Below are 23,202 nucleotides of genomic sequence, written 5' to 3' on the forward strand. Positions count from 1 at the left end.
TCCACGCACCAGAGCGAGGCGTCTCCCGTGTCGGCACCGCCGTCCGGGGGGCGCCTCAATCGTGCCGGAGGACCACCCATGATGGCTTTCACCCCGCGTACCCCCAGGGTTGTCGCCGCCCGCCGGTTGCAGCGCCGCCGGGACCGCGAGGCCACCGGCCTGTTCCTGGCCGAGGGCCCGCAGGCGGTCCGCGAGGCCCTCGCGCGGCCGGGGGTGGTCACCGAGCTTTTCGGTACGCCCACCGCCCTCGACCGGCACCCGGAGTTGCCCGCCGCGGCGGCTCACGCCGACGTGCCGGTCTCCGAGGTGACCGACGACGGGTTGGCCGCGTTGGCCGAGACCGTCGCCCCGCAGGGGTTGGTCGCTGTCTGCCGGCACGTGGACGTGCCGCTGGAGCAGGCCCTGGCCAACGGGCCGCGCCTGGTGGCGGTGCTCGCCGAGATCCGCGACCCGGGCAACGCCGGCACGGTGCTGCGCACCGCCGACGCGGCCGGGGCGGGTGCGGTGGTCTTCGCCGGTGACGCCGTCGACCCGTACAACGGCAAGTGTGTGCGGGCCTCGGCCGGCAGCCTCTTCCACGTCGATGTGGTCCGCGCCCCCGACCCGGTCGCGGTGGTCGGCGCGCTGCGCGCCGCAGGGCTGTCGATCTTCGCCACCACGGGGTACGGCGACAACGACCTGGACGACCTGACCGACTACGGTCGGCTCGTCGGGCCCACCGCGTGGCTGTTCGGCTCCGAGGCGCACGGGCTGCCCGAGGAGTTGACCGCCGCCGCCGACGCCACGGTGCGGGTGCCGCTGTACGGGCGCGCGGAGAGCCTCAACCTGGCTGCCGCCGCCGCCGTCTGCCTGTACGCTTCAGCGAGAGCACAGCGCTGAGGGTGACCGCACCCGGCGCGACTGACAGCAGGGGAGAGCGTCCGTCCATGAACGCGCCACGGCGTTCGTTTAGCCAGCCCGCCGGTGTCGGCGGGCGGCGGGCCTGACCTGCTCCCTGCACAACTCCTACCGGCGGGCTGCGGCGCAGCCGCGCGTCCGTAGACTCGCTTAGCCGCCCCGCTGAGGGCTGGCGCCGCCGTGAGGGAGTGCCCGTACGCCATGAGCTACCGCAACGATCCGTACGACCCGAAGCAGGTTGCCCTGCTCGACCCCGCCGCTCTGGACGAGGCTGTCGCGGACGCCACGAAGGCGTTCACGGCGGCCACCGATCCGGACGCGCTGACCGCGCTGCGCTCGGTGCATCTCGGTGACCGGTCACCGGTTTCGCTGGCCCGCCGCGAGATCGGCGCGTTGCCGCCGGCCGCGAAGTCCGACGCCGGTAAGCGGGTCAACGAGGCCCGCCGGGCCATCGAGACCGCGTACGCCGACCGCGCCGAGGTGGTGGAGCGGGAGCAGGCCGAGCGGGTGCTGGTCGAGGAGCGGGTGGACGTCACCCTGCCCTACGATCGGCGTCCGCGTGGTGCCCGGCACCCGCTGAGCACCCTGATGGAGTCGATCAGCGACCTCTTCGTCGGGATGGGCTACGAGGTGGCCGAGGGGCCGGAGGTCGACCTGGAGTGGGTCAACTTCGACGCGCTGAACATCCCCGCCGACCACCCGGCGCGCGGGTTGATGGACACCTTCCACATCGCACCCGCTGACGGGTCCGCGGGCTCGGGCCTTGTTCTCCGTACGCACACCTCGACGGTGCAGACCCGCACGATGCTCAGCCGCAAGCCGCCGATCTACGTGATCGTGCCCGGCCGCGTCTACCGCACCGACGAGATCGACGCCACGCACAGCCCGGTGTTCCACCAGGCCGAGGGCCTGGTGGTCGACAAGGGCATCACGATGGCGCACCTGCGGGGCACGCTCGACCACTTTGCCCGGGCGATGTTCGGCCCGGAGGCGAAGACCCGGTGGCGGCCGCACTACTTCCCGTTCACCGAGCCGTCGGCGGAGTTCGACGTGTGGTTCCCGGAGCACCGCGACGGCCCGCAGTGGGTCGAGTGGGGCGGCTGCGGGATGGTCAACCCGCGGGTGCTGCGCGCCTGCGGCGTCGACCCGGAGGTCTACTCCGGATTCGCCTTCGGCATGGGCATCGACCGGACCCTGATGGTCCGGCACGGGGTCAGCGACATCCGCCATCTCTTCGAGGGCGACGTGCGGTTCAGCCGCGCGCTCGGGACCGGGGCGTAGGCGATGCGGGTACGAGACACGGGAACGGTGGTCTGAAGTCATGCGAGTTTCTGTCAGTTGGCTGCGGGAGTACGTCGACCTGCCCGCCGACCTGCCCACCAGTGACCTGGAGCAGGCCCTGGTCGACCTCGGTATCGAGGTCGAGTCCGTGGTGGACCTGGCCGAGACCGTCACCGGCCAACTCGTTGTCGGTGAGGTGCGTGAGATCGAGGAGCTCACCGGCTTCAAGAAGCCGATCCGGTTCTGCCGGGTCGACGTGGGTGCCGCCAACGGCACCGGTGAGCCGCAGGAGATCGTCTGTGGGGCGCGTAACTTCGCCCCGGGTGACCGGGTGGTGGTGATCCTGCCCGGTGGCGTGCTGCCCGGCGGCTTCGCCATCGGCGCCCGCAAGACGTACGGGCACAACTCCGCGGGCATGATCTGTTCGGCGAAGGAGTTGGGCCTGGGCGACGACCATTCGGGCATCATCGTGCTGGGGCCGGACGTGACGGCCAAGCCGGGCGACGACGCGCGCCCGGTGGTCGGCCTCGACGATGTCCTGCTCGATCTGGAGATCACCCCCGACCGGGGGTACGCGTTGAGCCTGCGAGGGCTGGCCCGGGAGCTGTCGCACGCGTTCGACGTGCCGCTGCGCGACCCGGCACTGGTGCCCGCACCGGGCGGCACCGAGTCGCCGGCGTACCCGGTGGAGGTCCGTGACACGGTCGGCTGCGACCGGTTCACCGCCCGCCTGGTCCGCGGGGTCGACCCGAGCGCGCCCACGCCGTCCTGGATGCAGCAGCGGCTCGTCGCCGCCGGCATCCGCAGCATCTCGCTGCCGGTCGACATCACCAACTACGTGATGGTGGAGCTGGGTCAGCCGATGCACGCCTTCGACGCCGACCGGATCGCCGGGCCGCTGGTCGTCCGTCGCGCCGAGGCGGGGGAGAAGCTGACCACCCTCGACGGGGTCAACCGGGTGCTCACCGCCGACGACATGGTCATCTGCGACGCCACCGGGCCGATCTCGCTCGCCGCGGTGATGGGCGGCGAGACCAGCGAGGTCGTCGCCACCACCACAAACGTGCTCTTCGAGGCGGCGCACTGGGACCCGGCGATGGTCGGGCGCACGGCCCGCCGGCACAAGTTGTTCAGCGAGGCCGCGAAGCGCTGGGAGCGGGGCGTCGACCCGGCCGTGGCGCTGGTCGCGCTGGAGCGTGCCGTGCGGCTGCTCACCGAGCACGGCGGTGGCACCCCGGGTGTGGAGATCCTGGACATCGATCACGTCCGGCCGCGTACCCCGATCAGCCTTCCGGCGGACCTGCCGACCCGGCGGGTCGGGGTCGAGTACCCGCCGGCGCGGGTGGTCGCCCTGCTGGAGCGGGTCGGCTGCACGGTCGCGCAGGGCACGGACCGGTTGTCGGAGGACCCGGGCGCGGTCGGCGTGGCCAGCGGCGTCGGGGCGGTGCTGAGTGTCACCCCGCCGAGCTGGCGGCCTGACCTGACCGATCCGGCCGACCTGGTCGAGGAGGTGGTCCGCCTCGACGGGTACGACAGGGTGCCGTCGGTGCTGCCGACCGCGCCCCCGGCCGTGGCCTCACGCCGCGGCAGCGTCGGCGCCGGGCGGTCGCGGTCTCGCTGGCGGAGCGGGGGTACGTGGAGGTGCTCGCGCACCCGTTCGTGTCGCCGGAGTTGGCCGACCTGCTCGGCCTACCGGCCGACGACCCGCGTCGGCCGGCGGTGCGGCTGGCCAACCCGTTGTCCGAGGAGGAGCCGCTGCTGCGCACCACGCTGCTCGGCCCGCTGCTCGGCATCCTCAAGCGCAACCTCGGCCGGGGTCACCGCGATCTCGCCCTCTACGAGATCGGCGCGGTCTTCCACCCGCGCACCGGTGCCGGCAGCCCGCCGGCGATGGGCGTGGACCGGCGCCCCACCGACGCGGAGTTCGCGGCCGCCGACGCGGTGGTGCCGGCGCAGCCGGTGCACGTCGCGGTGGTGCTGTCCGGTGACCTCGACCCTGCCGGATGGTGGGGGCCGGGTCGACCGGCCGGCTGGGCGGACGCGATCGAGGCGGCGCGCGACGTGTTGGACGCCGCCGGTGTCTCGGGTGAGCGGGTCGAGGTGCGGGCGGCCGAGTACGCCCCGTGGCACCCGGGCCGCTGTGCCGAGCTGCGGGTCGACGGGTCGGTCGTCGGGCATGCGGGTGAACTGCACCCGGTGGTGGTCGCGGCGTTGGAGCTGCCCCGCCGTACCTGCGCGATGGAGCTGAACCTGGACGCGCTTCCCGCGGCTCCGGTGACGCCCGCCCCGGCGGTCTCCGGCTTCCCGCCGGCGCTGATCGACGTGGCTCTGGTGGTGGACGACTCGGTGCCGGCGGAGCAGGTGCGCCGAGCGCTGGAGGCAGGCGCCGGTGAGCTGCTGGAGGATGTGCGGCTGTTCGACGTGTACGCGGGCGCGCAGCTCGGCGCCGGCCGCCGGTCGCTGGCGTACAAGCTCACCTTCCGTGCACCGGACCGGACGCTCACCGTCGAGGAGGCGGTCGCGGCACGGGACGCGGCGGTCGCCGTCGCGGCCGAGCGTGTAGGAGCAACCCTGCGCGGCGCCTAGGCCCGCCCCACCCCCGCGATCTTGCAGTTTGTGTCGCCGATGTGCACCTTTTGTCGGCTATGCGAGGACAGTAAGTGCAAGATCGCGGGGGGCCTGGGGGTGCTCATCACCATGCAGGAGTCTGCATGAACTTGCAGTCGCCACGCGTCCTTGCTAGCCTTCGCTGCATAGTCATGCGGAGGTGAGTATGGGGATCCGAGTCGCGGTCGCCGGTGCGAGTGGTTACGCGGGGGGCGAGCTGCTGCGCCTGGTCGCCGGGCACCCGGAGTTCGATCTGGTCGCCGCCACCGCGCACAGCCAGGCCGGGCACCGCGTCGACGTGGTGCACCCGCAGCTCACCGGGCTCGACCTGGTGTTCGGCGAGACCGATCCGACGACCCTGGCCGACGCGGATTTGGTCTTCCTGGCCCTGCCGCACGGCCAGTCGGCGGCCCTCGCGGCCCAACTTCCGGCCGAGGTGCGGGTCGTCGACCTGGGCGCCGATCACCGGCTGGCCGACCCGTACGCCTGGGCGCAGTACTACGGCGGCACGCACGCCGGGCAGTGGACCTACGGCCTGCCCGAGCTGCCCGGCCAGCGGGAGTTGATCGCGGGCTCCACGCGGGTGGCGAACACCGGTTGCTACGCCGCCGCGATCACCCTGGCGCTCGCGCCGCTGATCGCCGACGGCGCGGCCAGCCCCGCCGACGTGGTGGTGGTCGCCGCCTCCGGCACCTCCGGCGCGGGGCGGGCGGCGAAGCCGCACCTGCTGGCCAGCGAGGTGCTGGGGGACCTGTCGCCGTACCGGGTGGGCACCCACCAGCACGTACCCGAGATCAAGCAGGCCACCGGCGCGACCGGCCTGTCGTTCACGCCGGTCCTGGCCCCGATGCCGCGCGGCATCCTGGCCACGGTCACCGCGGTGCCGGCGCGCGGCGTCGACCCGCAGCAGGTGCTGGCGCAGGCGTACGCGGACGCGCCGTTCGTGCACGTGCTGCCGGAGGGTCGCTGGCCGCACACCGCCGCCACCCTGGGCTCGAACTCCTGTCACCTGCAGGCCACCGTCGACGTCGACTCGGGTCGTCTGATCGTGGTCAGCGCCTTGGACAACCTGGGCAAGGGCGCAGCCGGTCAGGCCGTCCAGAACGCCAACCTGATGCTCGGCCTGCCGGAGACGACGGGCCTGTCGATCTGGGGAGTCAGCCCATGAGCGTTACCACCCCACGGGGGTTCCGGGCGGCCGGAGTCGCGGCCGGCCTCAAGGCCAGCGGTGGGGCGGACGTCGCTCTGGTCGTCAACGACGGCCCGGACGCCGGTGTGGCCGGTGTCTTCACCACCAACCGGGTCAAGGCCGCGCCGGTGCGCTGGACCCAGCAGGTCGTGCAGGGCGGTGTGGTCCGCGCCGTGGTGCTCAACTCCGGTGGCGCCAACGCCTGCACTGGCCCGGCAGGTTTCCAGGACACCCACGCCACCGCCGAGCACACCGCCGCCGCGCTGACCTCGGTCAGCCCACGGCTGATCCTCGGCGCCGGTGATGTCGCGGTCTGCTCCACCGGGTTGATCGGTGAGCGGCTGCCGATGCCGAAGTTGCTCCCGGGCGTCCGCTCGGCGATCCGGAGGCTGTCCCGTGACGGCGGCCCGGCTGCCGCCGAGGCGATCATGACCACGGACACCCGGCCGAAGACCACGGTGGCCCGGGGCAGCGGCTGGACGGTCGGCGGCATGGCCAAGGGCGCCGGGATGCTCGCGCCGGGGATGGCCACCATGCTCTGCGTGCTGACCACCGACGCGGTGGCCGGGCCGGCGACGCTGGACGAGGCGCTGCGCGCCGCCACCCGGGTCAGCTTCGACCGGGTGGACTCCGACGGCTGCATGTCCACCAACGACACCGTGTTGCTGCTGGCCAGCGGTGCGAGCGGCATCGAGTCGACTCCGGCCGAGCTGGCCGCTGCCGTCACCGCGGCCTGTCACGACCTGGCCCAGCAGTTGGTGGCCGACGCCGAGGGCGCCACCAAGCAGATCGCCATCGACGTGGTCGGCGCCGCGGACGAGGACGACGCGGTCGAGGTGGGCCGCTCGGTGGCCCGCAACAACCTGGTCAAGACCGCGCTGTTCGGCAACGACCCCAACTGGGGTCGGATCCTCGCCGCCGTCGGCACCACCGCCGCCGCGTTCGAGCCGGACGAGGTGGACGTGGCGGTCAACGGGGTGTGGGTGTGCCGGCGCGGTGCCGCCGCCGAGGACCGCTCGAAGGTCGACCTGACCGGGCGGGACGTGACCATCCGGATCGACCTGCACGCGGGTACGTCGGCGGCGACGATCTGGACCAACGACCTGTCCCACGGGTACGTGCACGAGAACTCGGCGTACTCCTCATGAGCCTCAGCTCGGACCTCACCCGCGCCCAGGTCAAGGCGGAGACGCTGATCGAGGCGCTGCCCTGGTTGGCGCGTTTCTCCGGCTCCACGGTGGTGGTCAAGTACGGCGGCAACGCCATGACCGATCCCGAATTGCAGCGGGCGTTCGCCGCCGACATGGTCTTCCTGCGGTACGCCGGCCTCAAGCCCGTGGTGGTGCACGGCGGCGGCCCGCAGATCTCCGCCATGCTGGGCCGGCTCGGTATCGCCAGCGAGTTCCGGGGTGGCCTGCGGGTGACCACCGCCGAGGCGATGGACGTGGTCCGGATGGTGCTGGTCGGGCAGGTGGGCCGCGAGCTGGTCGGGCTGATCAACTCGCACGGTCCGTACGCCGTCGGCCTCTCCGGCGAGGACGCTCGACTGTTCACCGCGGTGCGCCGCCCGGCGTACGTGGACGGGCTGCCGGTGGACGTGGGCCAGGTCGGGGATGTCGAGTCGGTCGACGTGTCCGCGGTGACCGACCTGATCGAGGCCGGCCGGATTCCGGTGATCTCCACGGTGGCGCCGGACGTCGATGGTGTGTTGCACAACCTCAACGCGGACACCGCCGCCGCCGCGCTGGCTGTCGCGTTGCGGGCCCGCAAGCTGGTCGTGCTCACCGACGTGGCCGGCCTGTACGCCGACTGGCCGGACACCACCAGCCTGATCTCCGAGATCACCACCGACGACCTGGCGAAGCTGCTGCCCAGCCTCGAGTCGGGGATGGTGCCGAAGATGGAGGCCTGCCTGCGGGCGGTGGGCGGGGGAGTGCCCGCCGCGCACGTCGTCGATGGTCGGGTGGCGCACTCCACGTTGCTTGAGGTCTTCACCTCGGAAGGGTTCGGAACGATGGTGGTGCCGGGAGACGGGACGGTCGGGGCATGAGCACTCTGGTGCAGCGCTGGAACCAGTCCATGATGGACAACTACGGCACGCCGCCGCTGGCGCTGGTCTCCGGCGCCGGTGCGGTGGTGGTCGACGACGCCGGCCGGGAGTACCTCGACCTGGTTGGTGGCATCGCGGTTAACGCCCTCGGCCATGCGCACCCGGCCGTGGTGGCCGCCGTGTCGAAGCAGGTCGCCACCCTCGGGCATGTCTCCAACCTCTACGTCGCCGAGCCGCCGGTCGCCCTGGCCGAGTTGCTGTTGGCGCTCGCCGGCCGGCCGGGCCGGGTCTTCTTCGCCAACTCCGGAGCGGAGGCGAACGAGGCGGCGTTCAAGCTCTCCCGGCGCACCGGCCGCAGCCACGTGGTGGCCGCCACGGGCGGCTTCCACGGCCGCACGATGGGTGCTCTCGCGCTGACCGGCCAGCCGGCGAAGGCCGACCCGTTCCGGCCGCTTCCCGGCGAGGTGACCCACGTCGATTACGGCGACGTCGCCGCCCTCGACGCGGCCGTCTCCGACGCCACCGCCATGGTGATCCTGGAGCCCATCCAGGGTGAGAACGGCGTGCTCGTCCCGCCGGCCGGCTACCTCGCCGCAGCCCGGCGGATCACCGCCCGGCACGGCGCGCTGCTGGTCCTCGACGAGGTGCAGACCGGCATCGGTCGCACCGGGCACTGGTTCGCGCACCAGGCCGAGGGCGTGGAGCCGGACGTGGTCACCCTGGCCAAGGGGCTGGGTGGTGGGCTGCCCATCGGTGCCACGCTGGCCTTCGGTCGCGCCGCCGACCTGCTCACTCCCGGCTCGCACGGCACCACGTTCGGCGGCAACCCGGTCAGCTGCGCGGCGGCGCTCGCCGTGGTGGCGACAATCGCCAACGAGGGCCTGCTCGACAACGTCAAGCGGGTCGGCGAGCGGCTGCGGCACGGCATCGAGGCGCTGGGCCACCCGCTGATCGCCGGGGTACGCGGCGCCGGCCTGCTGCTCGGCGTGGCGCTCACCGCGCCGGTGGCGTCGGTGCTCGCCGAGGCCCTGCGGGAGGCCGGCTTCCTCGTCAACCCGGTGCAGCCGGGTGTCGTCCGGCTGGCCCCGCCACTGATCCTCACCGCCGCCCAGGCGGACGCCTTCCTCGCGGCGTTGCCCGCCGCACTGGACGCGACGGCCCCCGCAGCCGCCGGCGCGGAGCTCGAATCACCCAGGCTGCCCACCACGACGGGGACGACGCCATGACCCGGCATTTCCTGCGCGACGACGACCTCTCGCCCGCCGAGCAGTCCACGGTCCTCGACCTGGCGGCGCGGATGAAGGCGGACCGGTTCGGCCACCGGCCGCTGGTCGGCCCCCGCTCGGTGGCGGTGCTCTTCGACAAGCAGAGCCTGCGGACCAGGATCTCGTTCGACGCCGGGATCGCCGAGCTGGGCGGGCACCCCCTGGTCGTGGACACGCAGGTCACCCACTTCGGCCGGGGCGAGTCGCTGGCCGACGCGGGGCGCGTGCTGTCCCGCTACGTCGCGGCCATCGTGCTGCGGACCCACGGCGACGACCGGATCGCCGAGGTGGCGGCGGGTGCCAGCGTGCCGGTGATCAACGCGCTCACCGACGGGTTCCACCCGTGCCAGCTGCTGGCCGATCTGCTGACCGTGCGCGAGCGGTGCGGCGGCACGGCCGGCCGCACGCTGACGTACGTGGGAGACGGCGCGAACAACATGGCGCAGTCGTACCTGCTGGCCGGGGCGATGGCCGGGATGCACGTCCGGATCGCCGGGCCGGCCGGTTTCGCACCGGATGAGGCCGTGGTGGACCGGGCGGCTCAGATCGCCGCCGACACCGGCGGGTCGGTGCGGGTGCTGACCGACCCGGCCCAGGCGGTACGCGACGCCGACGTGCTGGCCACCGACACCTGGACGTCGATGGGCCAGGAGTCCGACGGGCTGGACCGGATCACCCCGTTCCTGCCGTACCAGGTCAACAAGGAACTGCTCGGCCAGGCCGCACCGGACGCGATCGTGCTGCACTGCCTGCCCGCGCACCGTGGCGAGGAGATCACCGACGAGGTGCTCGACGGCCCGCAGAGCGCCGTCTTCGACCAGGCGGAGAACCGGCTGCATGTGCAGAAGGCGCTGCTGACGTTCCTGCTGGGCACCGGGACCGGCACCGAGACCGGGGAGTCCCGATGACCGCGCAGCCGACCCGCGCGGCCCGGCACGCCCGGATCGTGGAGCTGATCCGCGACAAGGCGATCCGATCGCAGACCGAGCTGGCCGACCTGCTCGCCTCCGACGGCGTCGGCGTCACCCAGGCCACCCTCTCGCGGGACCTGGAGGAGCTGGGCGCGGTCAAGGTGCGCGGCGGCGACGGCCCGGCCGTCTACCTGATCCCCGAGGACGGCCAGCGACCGCTGCGCGACGCCGAGGCCGCACCGGCCCGGCTGGTGCGGCTGCTGCACGAGCTGCTCAACGGCGTCGACTCCAGTGGCAACATCGCCGTGCTGCGTACGCCGCCGGGCGCAGCCCAATACCTGGCCAGTGCGTTGGACCGAGCGGGCCTGCCCGAGATCGTCGGCACCATCGCCGGCGACGACACCATCCTCGTCGTGGCCCGCGAGGCCGTGGGCGGGGCCGCGCTCGGTGAGAAGCTCGCCGGCTGGGCCCGCCGGGAAGAGAACGTTGAAGGGAGCACCACATCGTGACCGAGCGGGTCGTCCTTGCGTACTCCGGAGGTCTGGACACCTCCGTCGCCATTCCGTACCTGGCCGAGCAGACCGGCGCCGAGGTGATCGCGGTCGCGGTCGACGTCGGGCAGGGCGGCGAGGACCTCGACGCCATCCGGCAGCGCGCCCTGGACTGCGGCGCCGCCGAGTCCGAGGTGGTCGACGCGCGCGACGAGTTCGCCGCCGACTACTGCCTGCCGGCCATCCGGGCCAACGCCCTCTACATGGACCGCTACCCGCTGGTGTCGGCGCTGTCCCGGCCGCTGATCGTCAAGCACCTGGTGACCGCGGCGCGCAAGCACGGCGGCACGATCGTGTCGCACGGCTGCACCGGCAAGGGCAACGACCAGGTCCGGTTCGAGGTGGGCCTGAACGCGCTCGCCCCCGACCTGAAGATCGTCGCGCCGGCTCGGGACTTCGCCTGGACGCGGGACAAGGCGATCGCCTTCGCCGAGGAGAAGGGCCTGCCGATCGACGTGTCGGCCAAGTCTCCCTACTCGATCGACCAGAACCTGTGGGGTCGCGCGGTGGAGACCGGCTTCCTGGAGGACATCTGGAACGCCCCCATCGAGGACCTCTACTCGTACACTGCCGACCCGGCGCAGGACCGCGACGCCGACGAGGTCGTGATCACCTTCGACTGCGGTGTGCCGGTGGCGATCGACGGTGAGACGGTCACCCCGTACCAGGCGATCCTGGAGCTGAACCGGCGCGCCGGGGCGCAGGGCATCGGCCGGCTCGACATGGTCGAGGACCGGCTCGTCGGCATCAAGAGCCGCGAGGTGTACGAGGCTCCCGGCGCGATCGCGCTGATCACCGCCCACCAGGAGTTGGAGGCGGTGACCGTGGAGCGCGACCTGGCCCGGTTCAAGAAGAGCGTCGACCAGCGCTGGGGTGAGCTGGTCTATGACGGCCTGTGGTTCTCGCCGTTGAAGGACTCGCTGGACGCGTTCATCGACGACGCGCAGCGGCACGTGAGCGGTGAGGTGCGGCTGACCCTGCACGGGGGTCGGGCCACCGTCACCGGCCGGCGCTCCGAGGCGAGCCTCTACGACTTCGGGATGGCGACCTACGACACCGGCGACACCTTCGACCAGTCCCTGGCGAAGGGCTTCGTGCAGTTGTGGGGCCTTCCGAGTCGGATGGCCGCCGCTCGGGACGCCCGGCTCGGCGGTTCCGCACAGTGACCGCCACAATGGGCGGCGTGGACGACAAGAGCCTGACCGAGAACAGCGCAGCCACCAACCGGACGAGCCTGTGGGGTGGCCGCTTCGCCGGCGGCCCCGCCGAGGCGCTGGCCCGCCTGTCGGTGAGCGTGCAGTTCGATTGGCGCCTGGCCCCGTACGACATCGCTGGCTCCCGGGCGCACGCCCGGGTCCTCGCCGGTGCTGGCCTGCTCGACCCCGAGGAGCTGGGCCGGATTCTGGCCGCGTTGGACGACCTGGAGGCCGCCTGCGCCTCCGGGGCGTTCCGCCCGACCATCGACGACGAGGACGTGCACACCGCGCTGGAGCGCGGTCTGCTGGAGCGCCTCGGCAGCCTCGGTGGCAAGCTGCGGGCCGGCCGGTCCCGCAACGACCAGGTCGCCACCGACCTGCGGCTCTACCTGCGTGACCACGCCCGGGGCGTGGCCAGCCGGCTGGTGGAGCTGGCCGACGCGCTGGTCGAGCAGGCCGAGCGACACATCGACACCGCCGCGCCCGGCATGACCCACCTTCAGCACGCCCAGCCGGTCACCTTCGGGCACTGGTTGCTCGCGCACGTGCAGCCGCTGCTGCGTGACCTGGAGCGGCTGCGTGACTGGGACCACCGGGCGGCGATCAGCCCGCTCGGCGCGGGCGCGCTGGCCGGCTCCGGGCTGCCGTTGGACCCGGTGGCCGTGGCGAAGGAGTTGGGTTTCCGTACGTCGTTCGCCAACTCGATGGACGCGGTCGCCGACCGGGACTTCGTCGCCGAGTTCCTCTTCACCACCGCCCTGATCGGGGTGCACCTGTCCCGGCTCGGCGAGGAGGTGGTGCTCTGGACCTCGCACGAGTTCGGTTGGGTGGAGCTCGACGACTCCTTCGCGACCGGGTCGTCGATCATGCCGCAGAAGAAGAACGCGGACATCGCCGAGTTGGCGCGGGGCAAGTCCGGCCGTCTGGTCGGCGGCCTGATGACCGTGCTCACCATGCTCAAGGGTCTGCCGATGGCCTACGACCGGGACATGCAGGAGGACAAGGAGCCGGCCTTCGACGCGGTCGACACCCTGGAGCTGCTGCTGCCGGCCCTCGCGGGAATGATCTCCACGATGACGGTTCGGGTGGACCGGCTCGTCGCGGCCGCCCCGGTCGGGTTCTCCCTCGCCACCGAGGTTGCCGACTGGCTGGTCCGGCGCAACGTGCCGTTCCGTGACGCGCACGAGATCACCGGTCGGTTGGTGGCGCTCTGCGCGGCTCGGGAGTGCGAGCTGAACGACGTCTCCGACGACGACCTGGCCGCGATCAGCGGGCACCTGGACCCGTCGGTGCGCGACGTGCTCTCGGTCCGTTCGGCCCTCGCGGCCCGAACCACCCCCGGCTCCACCGGCCCTGGCCCGGTCGCCGACCAGCTCGCCGCTGCGGCGGACCAGCTGGTTGGCTGGCGGGAGTGGGCCACCGAGCGGGTCGTCCCGCGCTGACCGCACCGTGGCGTCGGCGCATGCCGCCGGCGCCACGGCCGGTTCAGGCCGTCGGGCGCTCCCGCTTCGGGAGCTTCGCCACCACCATGTCGTACGACGCGTCGACCGCCTCGGTCAGCTCCTCGTCGTCGATTCCGCCGTCCAGGCGCAGCGTGTTCCACCCGGACCGGCCGATGTAGGCCATCACCCGGGCGTCGTCGGGGTGCCGGTGCAGCCACTCGTCGGCCACCTCCCGGGTCGGCCCGCACTTGATGCCGACCGTCGGCTTCCCCCCGCCGTCGCCGAGGAACGCGAAGATCCGGCTGCCCACCTTCACCACCTCGTCGCCCTCCCACGGCCGGTCCAGCCACGCTCCCGGCTTGGCCAGGCAGTACGCCAGCATCTCCGCGCGCTCCATGGGTGCCTCCTCGTCGTGCGCACAGTGTGCCCGGACAACCGCGCGCCGGCACGCGGCGTGCCGGTCCGCCCGCCTGGTCGTGTGCTGGCGGTCAGTCGGTCTGCTCGGCCGAGCGGGCGGCGACCCGCTCGTAGCGTTGCCGGGCCGCCTGCGCGCTGCCCAGGCCCAGCCCGTACGCGATCGCCTGCCAGGTCAGCCCACGGTCGCGTGCCAGTGTCAGCAGCCCGGCCTCCAGGGCGTCCAGCTCGGCGCGAACGTGCGGCAGCAGGGTCAGCGCGGCGGTGAGGTCGGCGGCGTCGACCGGTTCCTCCGCCGGTTCCCGCTCGGCTCCGCCCGCGGCCAGCGCGGTGACCAGCGCCACGGCCTCCCAGGGATCCAGCACGTACGGGTGGGCCCAGCGCCCGCGTCGGGTGTCGGTGCCGGCGTGCCGCTGACTGATGCGTTGCAGCGCCTCGTGGGTGCGGTGGGCGCGGGCGCGGGCCGGGTGTGGCGCGGTGAACGGATCGTCCGTCGTCATACCCCGAGCACAGCCCATCAACGTTCGGTTGTCAACACGACGTTTAAACATTGGGGTGACCGCACGTGGGGTTCGCGGGTCGGCTGGGTACCGTCGGGTCATGGACCTGTTGCCCGGTGACCGCCCCACCGACGCCGGCCTTGAGGAGTTGGCGGACCTGCTCGCCGGGCCGCTGCTGCCGGCCGCGCGCGGGCTGCTGGGTTGCCAACTGCACGCGGGCGGCGTCACGGTCCGGATCACCGAGGTCGAGGCGTACGCCGGCACGGCCGGTGACCCGGCCTCGCACGCCCACCGAGGACGCACCCCGCGCAACGCGGTGATGTTCGGGCCAGCCGGGCACGCCTACGTCTACTTCACCTACGGGATGCACTGGTGCATGAACGTGGTCACCGGGGTGGAGGGTGAGGCTGCCGCGGTGCTGGTGCGCGCCGGGGAAGTGGTGGACGGCCTGGCCGCGGCCCGGGACCGTCGACCGGCCGTACGCCGGGACGTGGATCTGGCCCGGGGCCCGGCCCGGCTCTGCGCCACGCTCGGCATCGACCGTGCGGTGTACGGCGAGTACCTGCTGGGCGACGGGCCGGTCCGGTTGCGCCCGCCGACGCGGCCGGTTCCGCCGGAGGCGGTGGTCGCCGGTCCACGGGTCGGTGTGACCGGCGCTCTCGATCTGCCGTGGCGGTTCTGGCTCGACGGCGACCCGGCGGTCAGTGCGTACCGGCGACACGTGCCCCGCGTCCGGCCCTGACCCTCCGGGCGTGTGTCCTGCGAACGTGTCGGGGGGTGTGGCCATAATCACCGCACCTGCCCATCGACGATTCGGAGGACGGCATGGCAACGCTGCTCGCGATCGGCACGGCCAAGGGATTGTTTCTCGCCACCAGCGGCGACGACCGGCGCAGCTGGGAGATCACCGGCCCGCACTTCCCGATGACCGGTGTCTACGCGGTCGCGGTCGACACCCGTCGCCCCACCCCGCGGCTGCTCGCCGGGGTGACCAGCTCGCATTTCGGGCCCAGCGTCGCCACCAGCGACGACCTCGGCGCTTCCTGGGACGAGCCCGACCAGGCGCCGGTCGCGTTCCCGGCCGACACCGGCGTCTCCCTCGGGCGGGTCTGGCAGTTGATGCCGGCCGGTTCCGACGAGCCGGACGTGGTGTGGGCCGGCACGGAGCCGTCGGCGCTGTTCAAGTCGACCGACGGTGGCCGCAGCTTCGAGCTGGTCCGTTCACTGTGGGACCACCCGCACCGCCCCGAGTGGGAGGCCGGCTTCGGGGGGCAGGCCGTGCACACCGTGCTTCCCCACCCGCGTGATCCGGCCCGGCTGCTGGTCGCCATGTCCACCGGTGGGGTCTACCGCTCGGAGGACGCCGGGGCTAGCTGGGCGCCGGGCAACACCGGCATCCGCGCCTACTTCATGCCCGACGAGTGGCCCGAGTTCGGCCAGTGCGTGCACAAGGTCGCCCGGGACGCCGGCAACCCCGAGCGGCTGTACGCGCAGAACCACCACGGCGTCTACCGCTCCGACGATGACGGCCGCACCTGGTCCTCGATCGCCGACGGGCTGCCCAGCGACTTCGGCTTCCCGATGGTGGCCCACCCGGGGCGGGGCGGCATGGTGTGGACCTTCCCGTTGGTGGCCGACAGCGAGCGGTTCCCGACCGATCACCGCTGCCGGGTGTTCCGTTCCGCCGACGCCGGCGGCAAGTGGGAGCCGCTGTCGGTGGGGCTGCCCGAGGGGCCCTTCTATCCGGCGGTGCTGCGCGACGCGATGTGCGCCGATGACGCCACCCCCGGCGGGGTCTACTTCGGCACCCGCTCCGGAGAGGTCTACGCCAGCCGCGACGAGGGCGACTCCTGGTCCTTGGTGGCGGCGCACCTGCCCGACGTGCTCTGTGTGCGGGCTGCGGCGGTCTGAGCGTGGTCACCGTGCTGTTGCCCGGCCCACTGCGGGGCGAGGCCGGCGGTGCCAGTCGGCTGAGCGTCACCGCCGCTGGGACGCTGCGGGCGGTCCTCGACGAGCTGTCCGCCAGTCATCCGCGGTTGTCCCGGCGGATCCGCGACGAACGCGGAGAGCTGCGCCGTTACGTCAACGTCTTCGTCGACGGGGAGGATTGCCGGCACTCCGGCGGTCTGGCCACCCCGGTCGGCGACGGCGCGGAGGTGCAGGTGCTGCCGTCGGTCGCGGGCGGCTGAGCGACACCAGGCACCGATGGTTGTCCGACCGAAGGTCCGTGCTGAGGGGTGACCGGCGCCACTGCGAGGCGTACCGCCGACGGAATAGTTGACTCGTCAAATAAGTTGTGAGGTGCGTCCGGGTATCACGGAAGACCCGGTTTGACACGCGAGGAGCTGGTCATGCAGTTCGGAGTCTTTACCGTCGGCGACGTCACGGTCGACCCGACCACCGGTCGTGAGCCGACCGAGCATGAGCGGATCAAGGCGATGGTCGCCATCGCGCTCAAGGCCGAAGAGGTCGGTCTGGACGTCTTCGCCGCCGGCGAGCACCACAACCCGCCGTTCGTGCCCTCGTCGCCGACCACCATGCTCGGCCACATCGCGGCGCGCACCGAGCGGCTGCTGCTGTCCACCGCGACGACGCTGATCACCACCAACGACCCGGTGAAGATCGCTGAGGACTACGCGATGCTCCAGCACCTGGCCGACGGCCGGGTGGACCTCATGATGGGCCGCGGCAACACCGGCCCGGTCTACCCGTGGTTCGGCAAGGACATTCGCGCCGGCATCCCCCTCGCGATCGAGAACTACGACCTGCTGCACCGGCTGTGGCGCGAGGACGTGGTCGACTGGAAGGGCAAGTACCGCACCCCGTTGCAGTCGTTCACCTCGACGCCGCGCCCGCTCGACGGCGTGCCCCCGTTCGTCTGGCACGGCTCGATCCGCAGCCCGGAGATCGCCGAGCAGGCCGCGTACTACGGCGACGGCTTCTTCGCCAACCACATCTTCTGGCCCAAGGAGCACACCCAGCGGATGGTCGGGCTCTACCGCGAGCGGTATGCCCACTACGGCCACGGCTCCGCCGACCAGGCCATCGTCGGCCTCGGCGGGCAGGTGTTCATGCGGCGCAACTCGCAGGACGCGGTCCGGGAGTTCCGGCCGTACTTCGACAACGCCCCGGTCTACGGGCACGGGCCGTCGCTGGAGGAGTTCAGCCGGGAGACCCCGCTGACCGTGGGCAGCCCGCAGCAGGTCATCGACCGCACGCTGGGCTTCCGGGAGTACGTCGGTGACTACCAGCGGCAGCTGTTCCTGCTGGACCACGCGGGGTTGCCCCTGAAGACCGTGCTGGAGCAGCTCGACCTGCTCGGCGAGGAGGTCGTGCCGGTGCTGCGTAAGGAGTTCGCCGCGTTGCGTCCGGTGCACGTGCCGGAGGCGCCGACCCACGCCTCGCTGGTCGCCGCGGCCGGTGGTGCCAAGGACAGCACCGTGCACGCCGTCGACGACGTGACGGGCAAGGCGCCGGAGGTGGCCCGATGACCCGCCGCACCCTGGCCGTGGTCTCGGCGGGGCTGAGCCAACCCTCGTCCACTCGGCTGCTCGCCGACCAGCTCGCCGGGGCGACCCGCGACGAGCTGGTCCGGCGCGGCTCCGAGGTGGAGCTGCGCATCGTCGACCTGCGGGAGTACGCCCACGACGTGGTGAACAACATGCTCACCGGGTTCCCGCCGACCGCACTGCGTGAGGCCATCGACGCGGTGACCGGGGCGGACGGCATCGTCGCCGTCACCCCGATCTTCAACGCCTCGTACAACGGGCTGTTCAAGTCGTTCTTCGACGTGTTGGAGGCCGAGTCGCTGGTCGACCGGCCGGTGCTGGTCGGGGCCACCGGCGGCACCGCCCGGCACTCACTCGCCCTGGAGCACGCCCTCCGCCCGATGTTCAGCTACCTGCGGGCGGTGGTGGTCCCCACCTCGGTCTTCGCCGCCCCGGAGGACTGGTCCGGCGGCACCGCCGACGGCGCGTTGCGCGGTCGGATCCAGCGCGCTGCCGGGGAGTTGGCCGACCAGATCGAGCGGCGGGCACCGGCCAGCGGCCCTGCCGATCCGTTCGCCCTCACCACCGACTTCCTGCACATGCTCGGCCGAGGTGACGGCGCACCGGTCAGCTGACCGGGTACGGGTGGGCAACCAGCACCGGGCAGTGCGCGTGCTGGATCGCCGCCTGACTGACCGATCCGAGCAGCAGACCGGTGAATCCGGCCCGGCCCCGGGTGCCCACGACCAGTAGCGACGCCGCGCCGCTGGCCACGATGAGCCCCTGGGCCGCGCCGGCCGCCCGGACCGGATGCTCCCGTACGACGAGGTCGGGGTGCGCGGAGCGGACTGCGGCGGAGGCGTCGGCCAGCAGCCGTGCCGCCTCGGCCTGGTACGCGGCCTGCGACTCCTCGATCTCCTCCGGCACCGTCCGGTCGCCGTCCAGCGGACCGATGTGCGCCAGCACCAGCGGCACGCCCCGCAGCGCCGCCTCGTCGGCGCCGTAGCGCGCGGCGAGCTGGGACGACTCGGACCCGTCGACGCCGACCAGCACCGGGGCGTCCACCGGGATCGGCTGCTCATCCGGGCGGACCACCAGCACCGGGCAGTGCGCGTGCGCGGCCACCTGCGCGCCGACCGAGCCGAGCAGGAGCCCGGCGAATCCGCCCAGTCCTCGACTGCCCACCACGACCAGCTCCGCCCGGCGGGACTCCTCAATCATGGTGATGCCGGGACCGCCGGCGACCTGGCGCACCTCGACGACCAGGCCGGGCCAGCGGTCGGCCAGGTCGGCCGCCGTGCGTTCCAACATCTTCAGCGCCTCATCGGAGGGCACCGGCACCCCGACGTCGTACGGGTTGAGCGGCACGCCGTAGCCGAGCGGATGCAGGTAGCCGTGCACCAGGAGCAGCGGCCGGGACCGGAGCAGTGCGGCGCGGGCCGCGTGCTCCGCGGCGACGAGGCTGGACGGCGATCCGTCCACTCCCACCACGACAGGTCGGTTCATCGCGTACTCCCTGGGTCGGTCAGGTCATTGTCGGCGGTGCGCAGCCGCCACGGCGCCGAACGCGCCGGCACGGGCCGACCGAACGGCGCTGCCGGGCGGGGCGACGCGACACCGGACGCGGGTCCGCGCCGGCCGGGGGAACGGCCGGCGCGGACGGGGAGGAGGTGTCAGTCCTTCCGATCCTCGCGGCGGTGCCGAACGACCACCACCGGGCTGTGCGAGTGGTGCAGCACCGTGTGGCTCACCGAGCCGAGCAGCATGCCGGCCAGCGCGCCCCGGCCCCGCGCACCGACCACGGTGAGCTGCGCCGTGGCCGACTCCTCCACCAGCATCCGTGCCGGTGCGCCGTACGCCACGCGGCGCCGCACCGGCACGTCGGGGTACCGCTCGGACCAACCGGCGATCGCCTCGGCGAGCACCCGCTCCTCCTCGGCGGCGAGCGCTTCCACGTCGTACGCCACCGGCAGGAGGTCGCTCGGCGCGACCGGGATGATCCAGGCGTGCACGGCCACCAGATCGGTGCCGCGCAGCGAGGCTTCCTCGAAGGCGAACCCCAGCGCCTGGGCGGACAGGGCCGAGCCGTCGACCCCGACCAGGACCGGCCCGTCGGCGCGGGCCTCACCCTTGACGACGAGAACCGGGCAGTCGGCGTGGGCGGAGACCTGTACCGCCACCGAGCCGATCAGCAGCCCGCCGAAGCCGCCAAGGCCTCGGCTGCCGAGCACCAGCAGCGCCGCGTCCCGGGCTTCGGCCAGCAGCATCGGCGTGGGCGCGCCCTCGACGATCGCGCCGGTGACGGCGAGCTCCGGTGCGACCTTGCCGGCCTCGGTCACCGCCTCGGCGACCAACTGCTCCGCCTGGCGCCGGAACCCGGCCTGGACGGGAGCGCCCGGCGCCGGCTCCAACGACACGCCGTAGAGCGCCCAGATGAACGCGTGCACCACCCGCAGCGGGCGGCCCCGCGTCGCGGCCTCCCGGGCGGCGACACGCACCGCCTCCAGCGCCGATGTCGAACCGTCCACTGCCACTACCACGGGGGCACCGGATCTTTTGGTCATCACGTCCTCCTTCGTTGCGTCTTCATCCTCCTGCGGGGCCGGCCGGAGGGTCAGGGGCGGACGGTAAGGGACTGGGGGCCATTGGTCCCGTCACCCCGGTCGTTTGGCGGCGTCGGACGGCGACGGGTCAGCCGCAGCACCAGGCCGGGCAGGACGCTGACCGCCGCGCAGGCCAGCAACACGGACGGCCCCAGCGGCTCGGTGCCGAGCAGTTCCCGCAGCGGAGCGAGCAACACCCCACCAACCTGGAGCAGCGCCGACACCGCGACCGCGACGAGGAGGCCCGGGTTGCCGTGTCGGGCTCCCGCCGGCCGGGGCGCCCGGACCGCCAGTGCCACGCCGAGCTGGGCGAGCCCGAGCACCAGGAAGACCACCGACTGCCAGGGTAGGTCCCGGTGGGCGGCGAACACCCCGGCGCCGAGCACCACGGCGGCGATCAGCGCGCCGGTGAGCAGGACGTCCCGACCGAGCCCGGCGCCGAGCACCGACTCCTGGGGCGAGCGCGGCGCGCGCCGCAGGGTGCCGGGTTCCGCCGGCTCGGCGCCGAGCGCCACCCCGGGCACCCCGTGGGTCAGCAGGTTGATCCAGAGGATCTGGGCGGGCAACAGCGGTACGGCCAACCCGAACAGCGGGCCGATCAGCATCACCATGATCTCCGCCACGCCACCGGAGAGGGCGTACCGCAGGAACCGGCGGATGTTGTCGTAGATCCGGCGGCCCTCGCCGATCGCGGTGGCCACGGTGGCCAGCTCGTCGTCGACCAGCACCAGGTCGGCTGCCTGCCGGGCGACCTCGGTGCCGCCACCCATGGCCACGCCGATGTCGGCGCGTCGGAGCGCAGGCGCGTCGTTGACCCCGTCGCCGGTCATCGCCACCACCTCGCCGCGGGCCTGCAGACCGGCGATGATGTCGAGCTTCTGTTCCGGCTGGGTCCGGGCGAAGATTCGGGTGTCCGGGTGCGCCGTCTGATCGTCGTCGCCGCTGGCGAGGGGATCGCCGGCGCGCCAGAGGCCGAGCTGACCGCCGATCGCCGCGGCCGTGGCCGGGTGGTCTCCGGTGATCAGCAGCAGCCGTACCCCGGCGGTGTCGAAGCTGTCCGCGATCTGGCGGGCGCCGACGCGTAGCGGGTCACCGACGGCGACCAGGCCCACCGGCCGCAGCCCGGTGGGCGCGGCAGGGTCGGGCATGGTCTCCACCATGGCGGCGGCGACGGCGAGCACCCGCAACCCTTCGGCGGCCAGCCGGTGGGCGGTGCTGGTCAGTTCGGCGATCTCCTCGGCGGTGGCGTCGACCAGGGGTGCGCCCAGGACGCTCTCCGGCGCACCCTTGCAGACCACCAGGTAGCGCTGATCGCAGGAACGGTGCACGGTGACCATCCGGCGCTGTGCCTGGTCGAAGGGGTGCTCGGCGACCCGGGGCCAGGCGGCGCGGGTGGTCTGCGGGTCGAGGTCACACCGGGCCGCGAAGGCGACCAGCGCCGCTTCGAGGGGGTCACCGACGGCGCCCCAGTCGGGTCGCTCGTCGTCCGGTGGCGACAGCGCGGCGTCGTTGCAGAGCAGCCCGGCCCGCGCCAGTTGGCGCAGCCCTTCCGGTACGGCCACCGCCGCCCCATCCTGGTGCACCGTGCCGTGCGGGGCGTAACCGGTGCCGGTGACTCCGTAGCGAGCACCGTCGGTGGTGACCACCTGCTGCACCGCCATCCGGCCCTCGGTGAGGGTGCCGGTCTTGTCGGAGGCGATCACCGTGACCGAGCCGAGCGTCTCGACCGCGTGCAGTTGGCGGGGGATCGCGCGCGCGGCAGCCATCCGGCGCGCGCCGAGCGCGAGGGCCAGCGTCACCACCGCCGGCAGCGACTCGGGCACCGCGGCGACCACCAGGCTCACCGCCGTGATCGCCATGTCCACCACGGGTCGGCCGCCGATCACGCCGATGGCGAAGACCAACCCGGACAGGGCCACCGCGACCAACCCGAGCACCCGGCCCAGGGCGGACAGCCGACGTTGCAACGGAGTGGTGGTGGGACGGGTGCCCGCCACCAGGGCGCTGATCCGACCCAGCGCGCTCGCTGCTCCCGTGCGGAGCACGGTGCCGGCCGCCCGTCCGGTGGTGACGACCGTCCCGGCCAGCGCCTCCTCACCGGCGGTACGTCCCACCGTCACCGACTCGCCGGTCAGCGCGGACTCGTCCAGGTGCAGCCGGCTCGCCTCGATCAGTAACAGGTCGGCCGGGACGACGTCTCCAGCCTCGACCCGGACCAGATCACCCTGGACGATGTCGGCGGCGGGCAGTGCCAGTTCCCGGCCGTCGCGGACCACCCGGGCGGTAGGCGCGGCGAGCTGGTCCAGCGCGGCGATGGCACGGTCGGCGCGTACTTCCTGCACCACCCCGATGACGGTGTTCACCAGCACGACCAGGACGATCACCGCGGTGTCCGGATAGTCGCCGAGCGCCGTGGTGATCGCCGCCGCGGCGAGCAGCAACGCCACCAGCGGGTCGGTGAGCTGGCGCAGGACCCGTACGGCCAGGTGCCGGCGGGGTGGCGGGGCGACCGTGTTGGGGCCGGTGGCGCGCAGCCTGGCGGCGGCCTCGGCCGCGTCGAGCCCGACCGGCACCGCCAGGTCGACGGGGTCCTCCAGGATCCCGCCTCGTCCGCCCGTCATCGTCACCAGTGACCTCCCCATCCCGCGCGGCACGCCACCGGCACGCCGTCCCATCTCACCCTCCCGCCGCACCATCACCCTGGCCAGAGGCGTTGCGCCCGTGGGGCCCGGGACCAAAGACCCGCACGTCGTGTACGAGGGACGAGTCGGATGGCCCCGGTGGACGGGCCTGATTCGGCGAGGGGTC

General features: G+C 73.0%; 20 protein-coding genes and 1 pseudogene. 16 read left to right on the plus strand and 5 right to left on the minus strand.

Going from position 1 to position 23,202, the window contains the following annotated elements; translation table 11 throughout:
* Positions 1 to 81 precede the first annotated feature (81 nt).
* From PCA76_RS12250 to argH, 11 genes and pseudogenes are all read left to right on the plus strand, one after another.
* Positions 82 to 879 carry a TrmH family RNA methyltransferase gene (locus tag PCA76_RS12250; RefSeq protein ID WP_442930258.1) on the plus strand — a complete coding sequence of 266 codons (798 nt, stop codon included), beginning with the start codon at positions 82 to 84 and terminating at the stop codon, positions 877 to 879.
* A 219-nt stretch (positions 880 to 1,098) separates the two neighbouring features.
* Positions 1,099 to 2,178, plus strand: coding sequence for a phenylalanine--tRNA ligase subunit alpha (gene pheS, locus PCA76_RS12255; RefSeq protein ID WP_272617681.1), 1,080 nt, complete (start codon positions 1,099 to 1,101; stop codon positions 2,176 to 2,178).
* A gap of 40 nt (positions 2,179 to 2,218) precedes the next feature.
* A pseudogene (pheT, locus tag PCA76_RS12260) lies at positions 2,219 to 4,764 on the plus strand (phenylalanine--tRNA ligase subunit beta).
* Positions 4,765 to 4,951: 187 nt separating this feature from the next.
* A complete protein-coding gene (argC, locus tag PCA76_RS12265; RefSeq protein WP_272617683.1) occupies positions 4,952 to 5,953 on the plus strand; it encodes an N-acetyl-gamma-glutamyl-phosphate reductase in 1,002 nt (333 codons plus the stop codon).
* Positions 5,950 to 7,122, plus strand: coding sequence for a bifunctional glutamate N-acetyltransferase/amino-acid acetyltransferase ArgJ (argJ, locus tag PCA76_RS12270; protein ID WP_272617685.1), 1,173 nt, complete (start codon positions 5,950 to 5,952; stop codon positions 7,120 to 7,122). The genes argC and argJ overlap by 4 nt, the downstream gene beginning before the upstream one ends.
* A complete protein-coding gene (gene argB / locus PCA76_RS12275) occupies positions 7,119 to 8,024 on the plus strand; it encodes an acetylglutamate kinase (RefSeq protein ID WP_272617687.1) in 906 nt (301 codons plus the stop codon). Before argJ ends, argB begins: the two co-directional genes overlap by 4 nt.
* Positions 8,021 to 9,250, plus strand: coding sequence for an acetylornithine transaminase (locus PCA76_RS12280; RefSeq protein WP_272617689.1), 1,230 nt, complete (start codon positions 8,021 to 8,023; stop codon positions 9,248 to 9,250). The genes argB and PCA76_RS12280 overlap by 4 nt, the downstream gene beginning before the upstream one ends.
* Positions 9,247 to 10,197: an ornithine carbamoyltransferase gene (gene argF / locus PCA76_RS12285; RefSeq protein ID WP_272617691.1), complete on the plus strand. Its 951-nt coding sequence runs from the start codon at positions 9,247 to 9,249 to the stop codon at positions 10,195 to 10,197. The genes PCA76_RS12280 and argF overlap by 4 nt, the downstream gene beginning before the upstream one ends.
* Positions 10,194 to 10,709, plus strand: coding sequence for an arginine repressor (locus PCA76_RS12290; RefSeq protein WP_272617693.1), 516 nt, complete (start codon positions 10,194 to 10,196; stop codon positions 10,707 to 10,709). Before argF ends, PCA76_RS12290 begins: the two co-directional genes overlap by 4 nt.
* The gene (locus PCA76_RS12295) at positions 10,706 to 11,917 is read left to right on the plus strand and encodes an argininosuccinate synthase (protein WP_272617695.1); all 1,212 of its coding nucleotides are present in this window, start codon (positions 10,706 to 10,708) and stop codon (positions 11,915 to 11,917) included. The genes PCA76_RS12290 and PCA76_RS12295 overlap by 4 nt, the downstream gene beginning before the upstream one ends.
* Positions 11,918 to 11,925: 8 nt before the next feature.
* Entirely contained in the window at positions 11,926 to 13,389 is a 1,464-nt protein-coding gene (gene argH / locus PCA76_RS12300; protein WP_272619341.1) for an argininosuccinate lyase, read from the plus strand.
* 43 nt (positions 13,390 to 13,432) lie between these two features.
* Here argH and PCA76_RS12305 read toward each other — a convergent pair whose 3' ends face one another.
* Positions 13,433 to 13,786 carry an MmcQ/YjbR family DNA-binding protein gene (locus PCA76_RS12305; RefSeq protein ID WP_272617697.1) on the minus strand — a complete coding sequence of 118 codons (354 nt, stop codon included), beginning with the start codon at positions 13,784 to 13,786 and terminating at the stop codon, positions 13,433 to 13,435.
* Between the two features lie 91 nt (positions 13,787 to 13,877).
* On the minus strand, positions 13,878 to 14,303 hold the full coding sequence (locus tag PCA76_RS12310) for a DNA-binding protein (RefSeq protein WP_272617699.1): 426 nt from the start codon (positions 14,301 to 14,303) through the stop codon (positions 13,878 to 13,880).
* A gap of 100 nt (positions 14,304 to 14,403) precedes the next feature.
* On the opposite strand from PCA76_RS12310, the gene PCA76_RS12315 reads away from it, so the two are divergent.
* The 5 genes from PCA76_RS12315 to PCA76_RS12335 all read left to right on the plus strand — a co-directional run bounded on the left by PCA76_RS12315 (position 14,404) and on the right by PCA76_RS12335 (position 18,426).
* Positions 14,404 to 15,045: a DNA-3-methyladenine glycosylase gene (locus PCA76_RS12315; protein WP_272617701.1), complete on the plus strand. Its 642-nt coding sequence runs from the start codon at positions 14,404 to 14,406 to the stop codon at positions 15,043 to 15,045.
* A gap of 83 nt (positions 15,046 to 15,128) precedes the next feature.
* Positions 15,129 to 16,214, plus strand: coding sequence for a WD40/YVTN/BNR-like repeat-containing protein (locus PCA76_RS12320; RefSeq protein ID WP_272617703.1), 1,086 nt, complete (start codon positions 15,129 to 15,131; stop codon positions 16,212 to 16,214).
* A gap of 2 nt (positions 16,215 to 16,216) precedes the next feature.
* The gene (locus PCA76_RS12325) at positions 16,217 to 16,492 is read left to right on the plus strand and encodes a ubiquitin-like small modifier protein 1 (RefSeq protein WP_272617705.1); all 276 of its coding nucleotides are present in this window, start codon (positions 16,217 to 16,219) and stop codon (positions 16,490 to 16,492) included.
* A gap of 162 nt (positions 16,493 to 16,654) precedes the next feature.
* The gene (locus tag PCA76_RS12330; protein WP_272617707.1) at positions 16,655 to 17,794 is read left to right on the plus strand and encodes an LLM class flavin-dependent oxidoreductase; all 1,140 of its coding nucleotides are present in this window, start codon (positions 16,655 to 16,657) and stop codon (positions 17,792 to 17,794) included.
* Positions 17,791 to 18,426, plus strand: coding sequence for an FMN reductase (locus PCA76_RS12335; protein ID WP_272617709.1), 636 nt, complete (start codon positions 17,791 to 17,793; stop codon positions 18,424 to 18,426). The genes PCA76_RS12330 and PCA76_RS12335 overlap by 4 nt, the downstream gene beginning before the upstream one ends.
* Here the strand turns inward: PCA76_RS12335 and PCA76_RS12340 are convergent.
* From PCA76_RS12340 to PCA76_RS12350, 3 genes are all read right to left on the minus strand, one after another.
* The gene (locus PCA76_RS12340; protein WP_272617711.1) at positions 18,419 to 19,297 is read right to left on the minus strand and encodes a universal stress protein; all 879 of its coding nucleotides are present in this window, start codon (positions 19,295 to 19,297) and stop codon (positions 18,419 to 18,421) included. The two genes, PCA76_RS12335 and PCA76_RS12340, sit on opposite strands and share 8 nt — an antisense overlap.
* A 167-nt stretch (positions 19,298 to 19,464) precedes the next feature.
* On the minus strand, positions 19,465 to 20,355 hold the full coding sequence (locus PCA76_RS12345) for a universal stress protein (RefSeq protein ID WP_272617713.1): 891 nt from the start codon (positions 20,353 to 20,355) through the stop codon (positions 19,465 to 19,467).
* A gap of 50 nt (positions 20,356 to 20,405) precedes the next feature.
* A complete protein-coding gene (locus PCA76_RS12350; protein WP_272619343.1) occupies positions 20,406 to 23,015 on the minus strand; it encodes a cation-translocating P-type ATPase in 2,610 nt (869 codons plus the stop codon).
* Between the last annotated feature and the right edge of the window lie 187 nt (positions 23,016 to 23,202).

It is taken from the genome of Micromonospora sp. LH3U1, from assembly GCF_028475105.1.
GTDB lineage: Bacteria > Actinomycetota > Actinomycetes > Mycobacteriales > Micromonosporaceae > Micromonospora.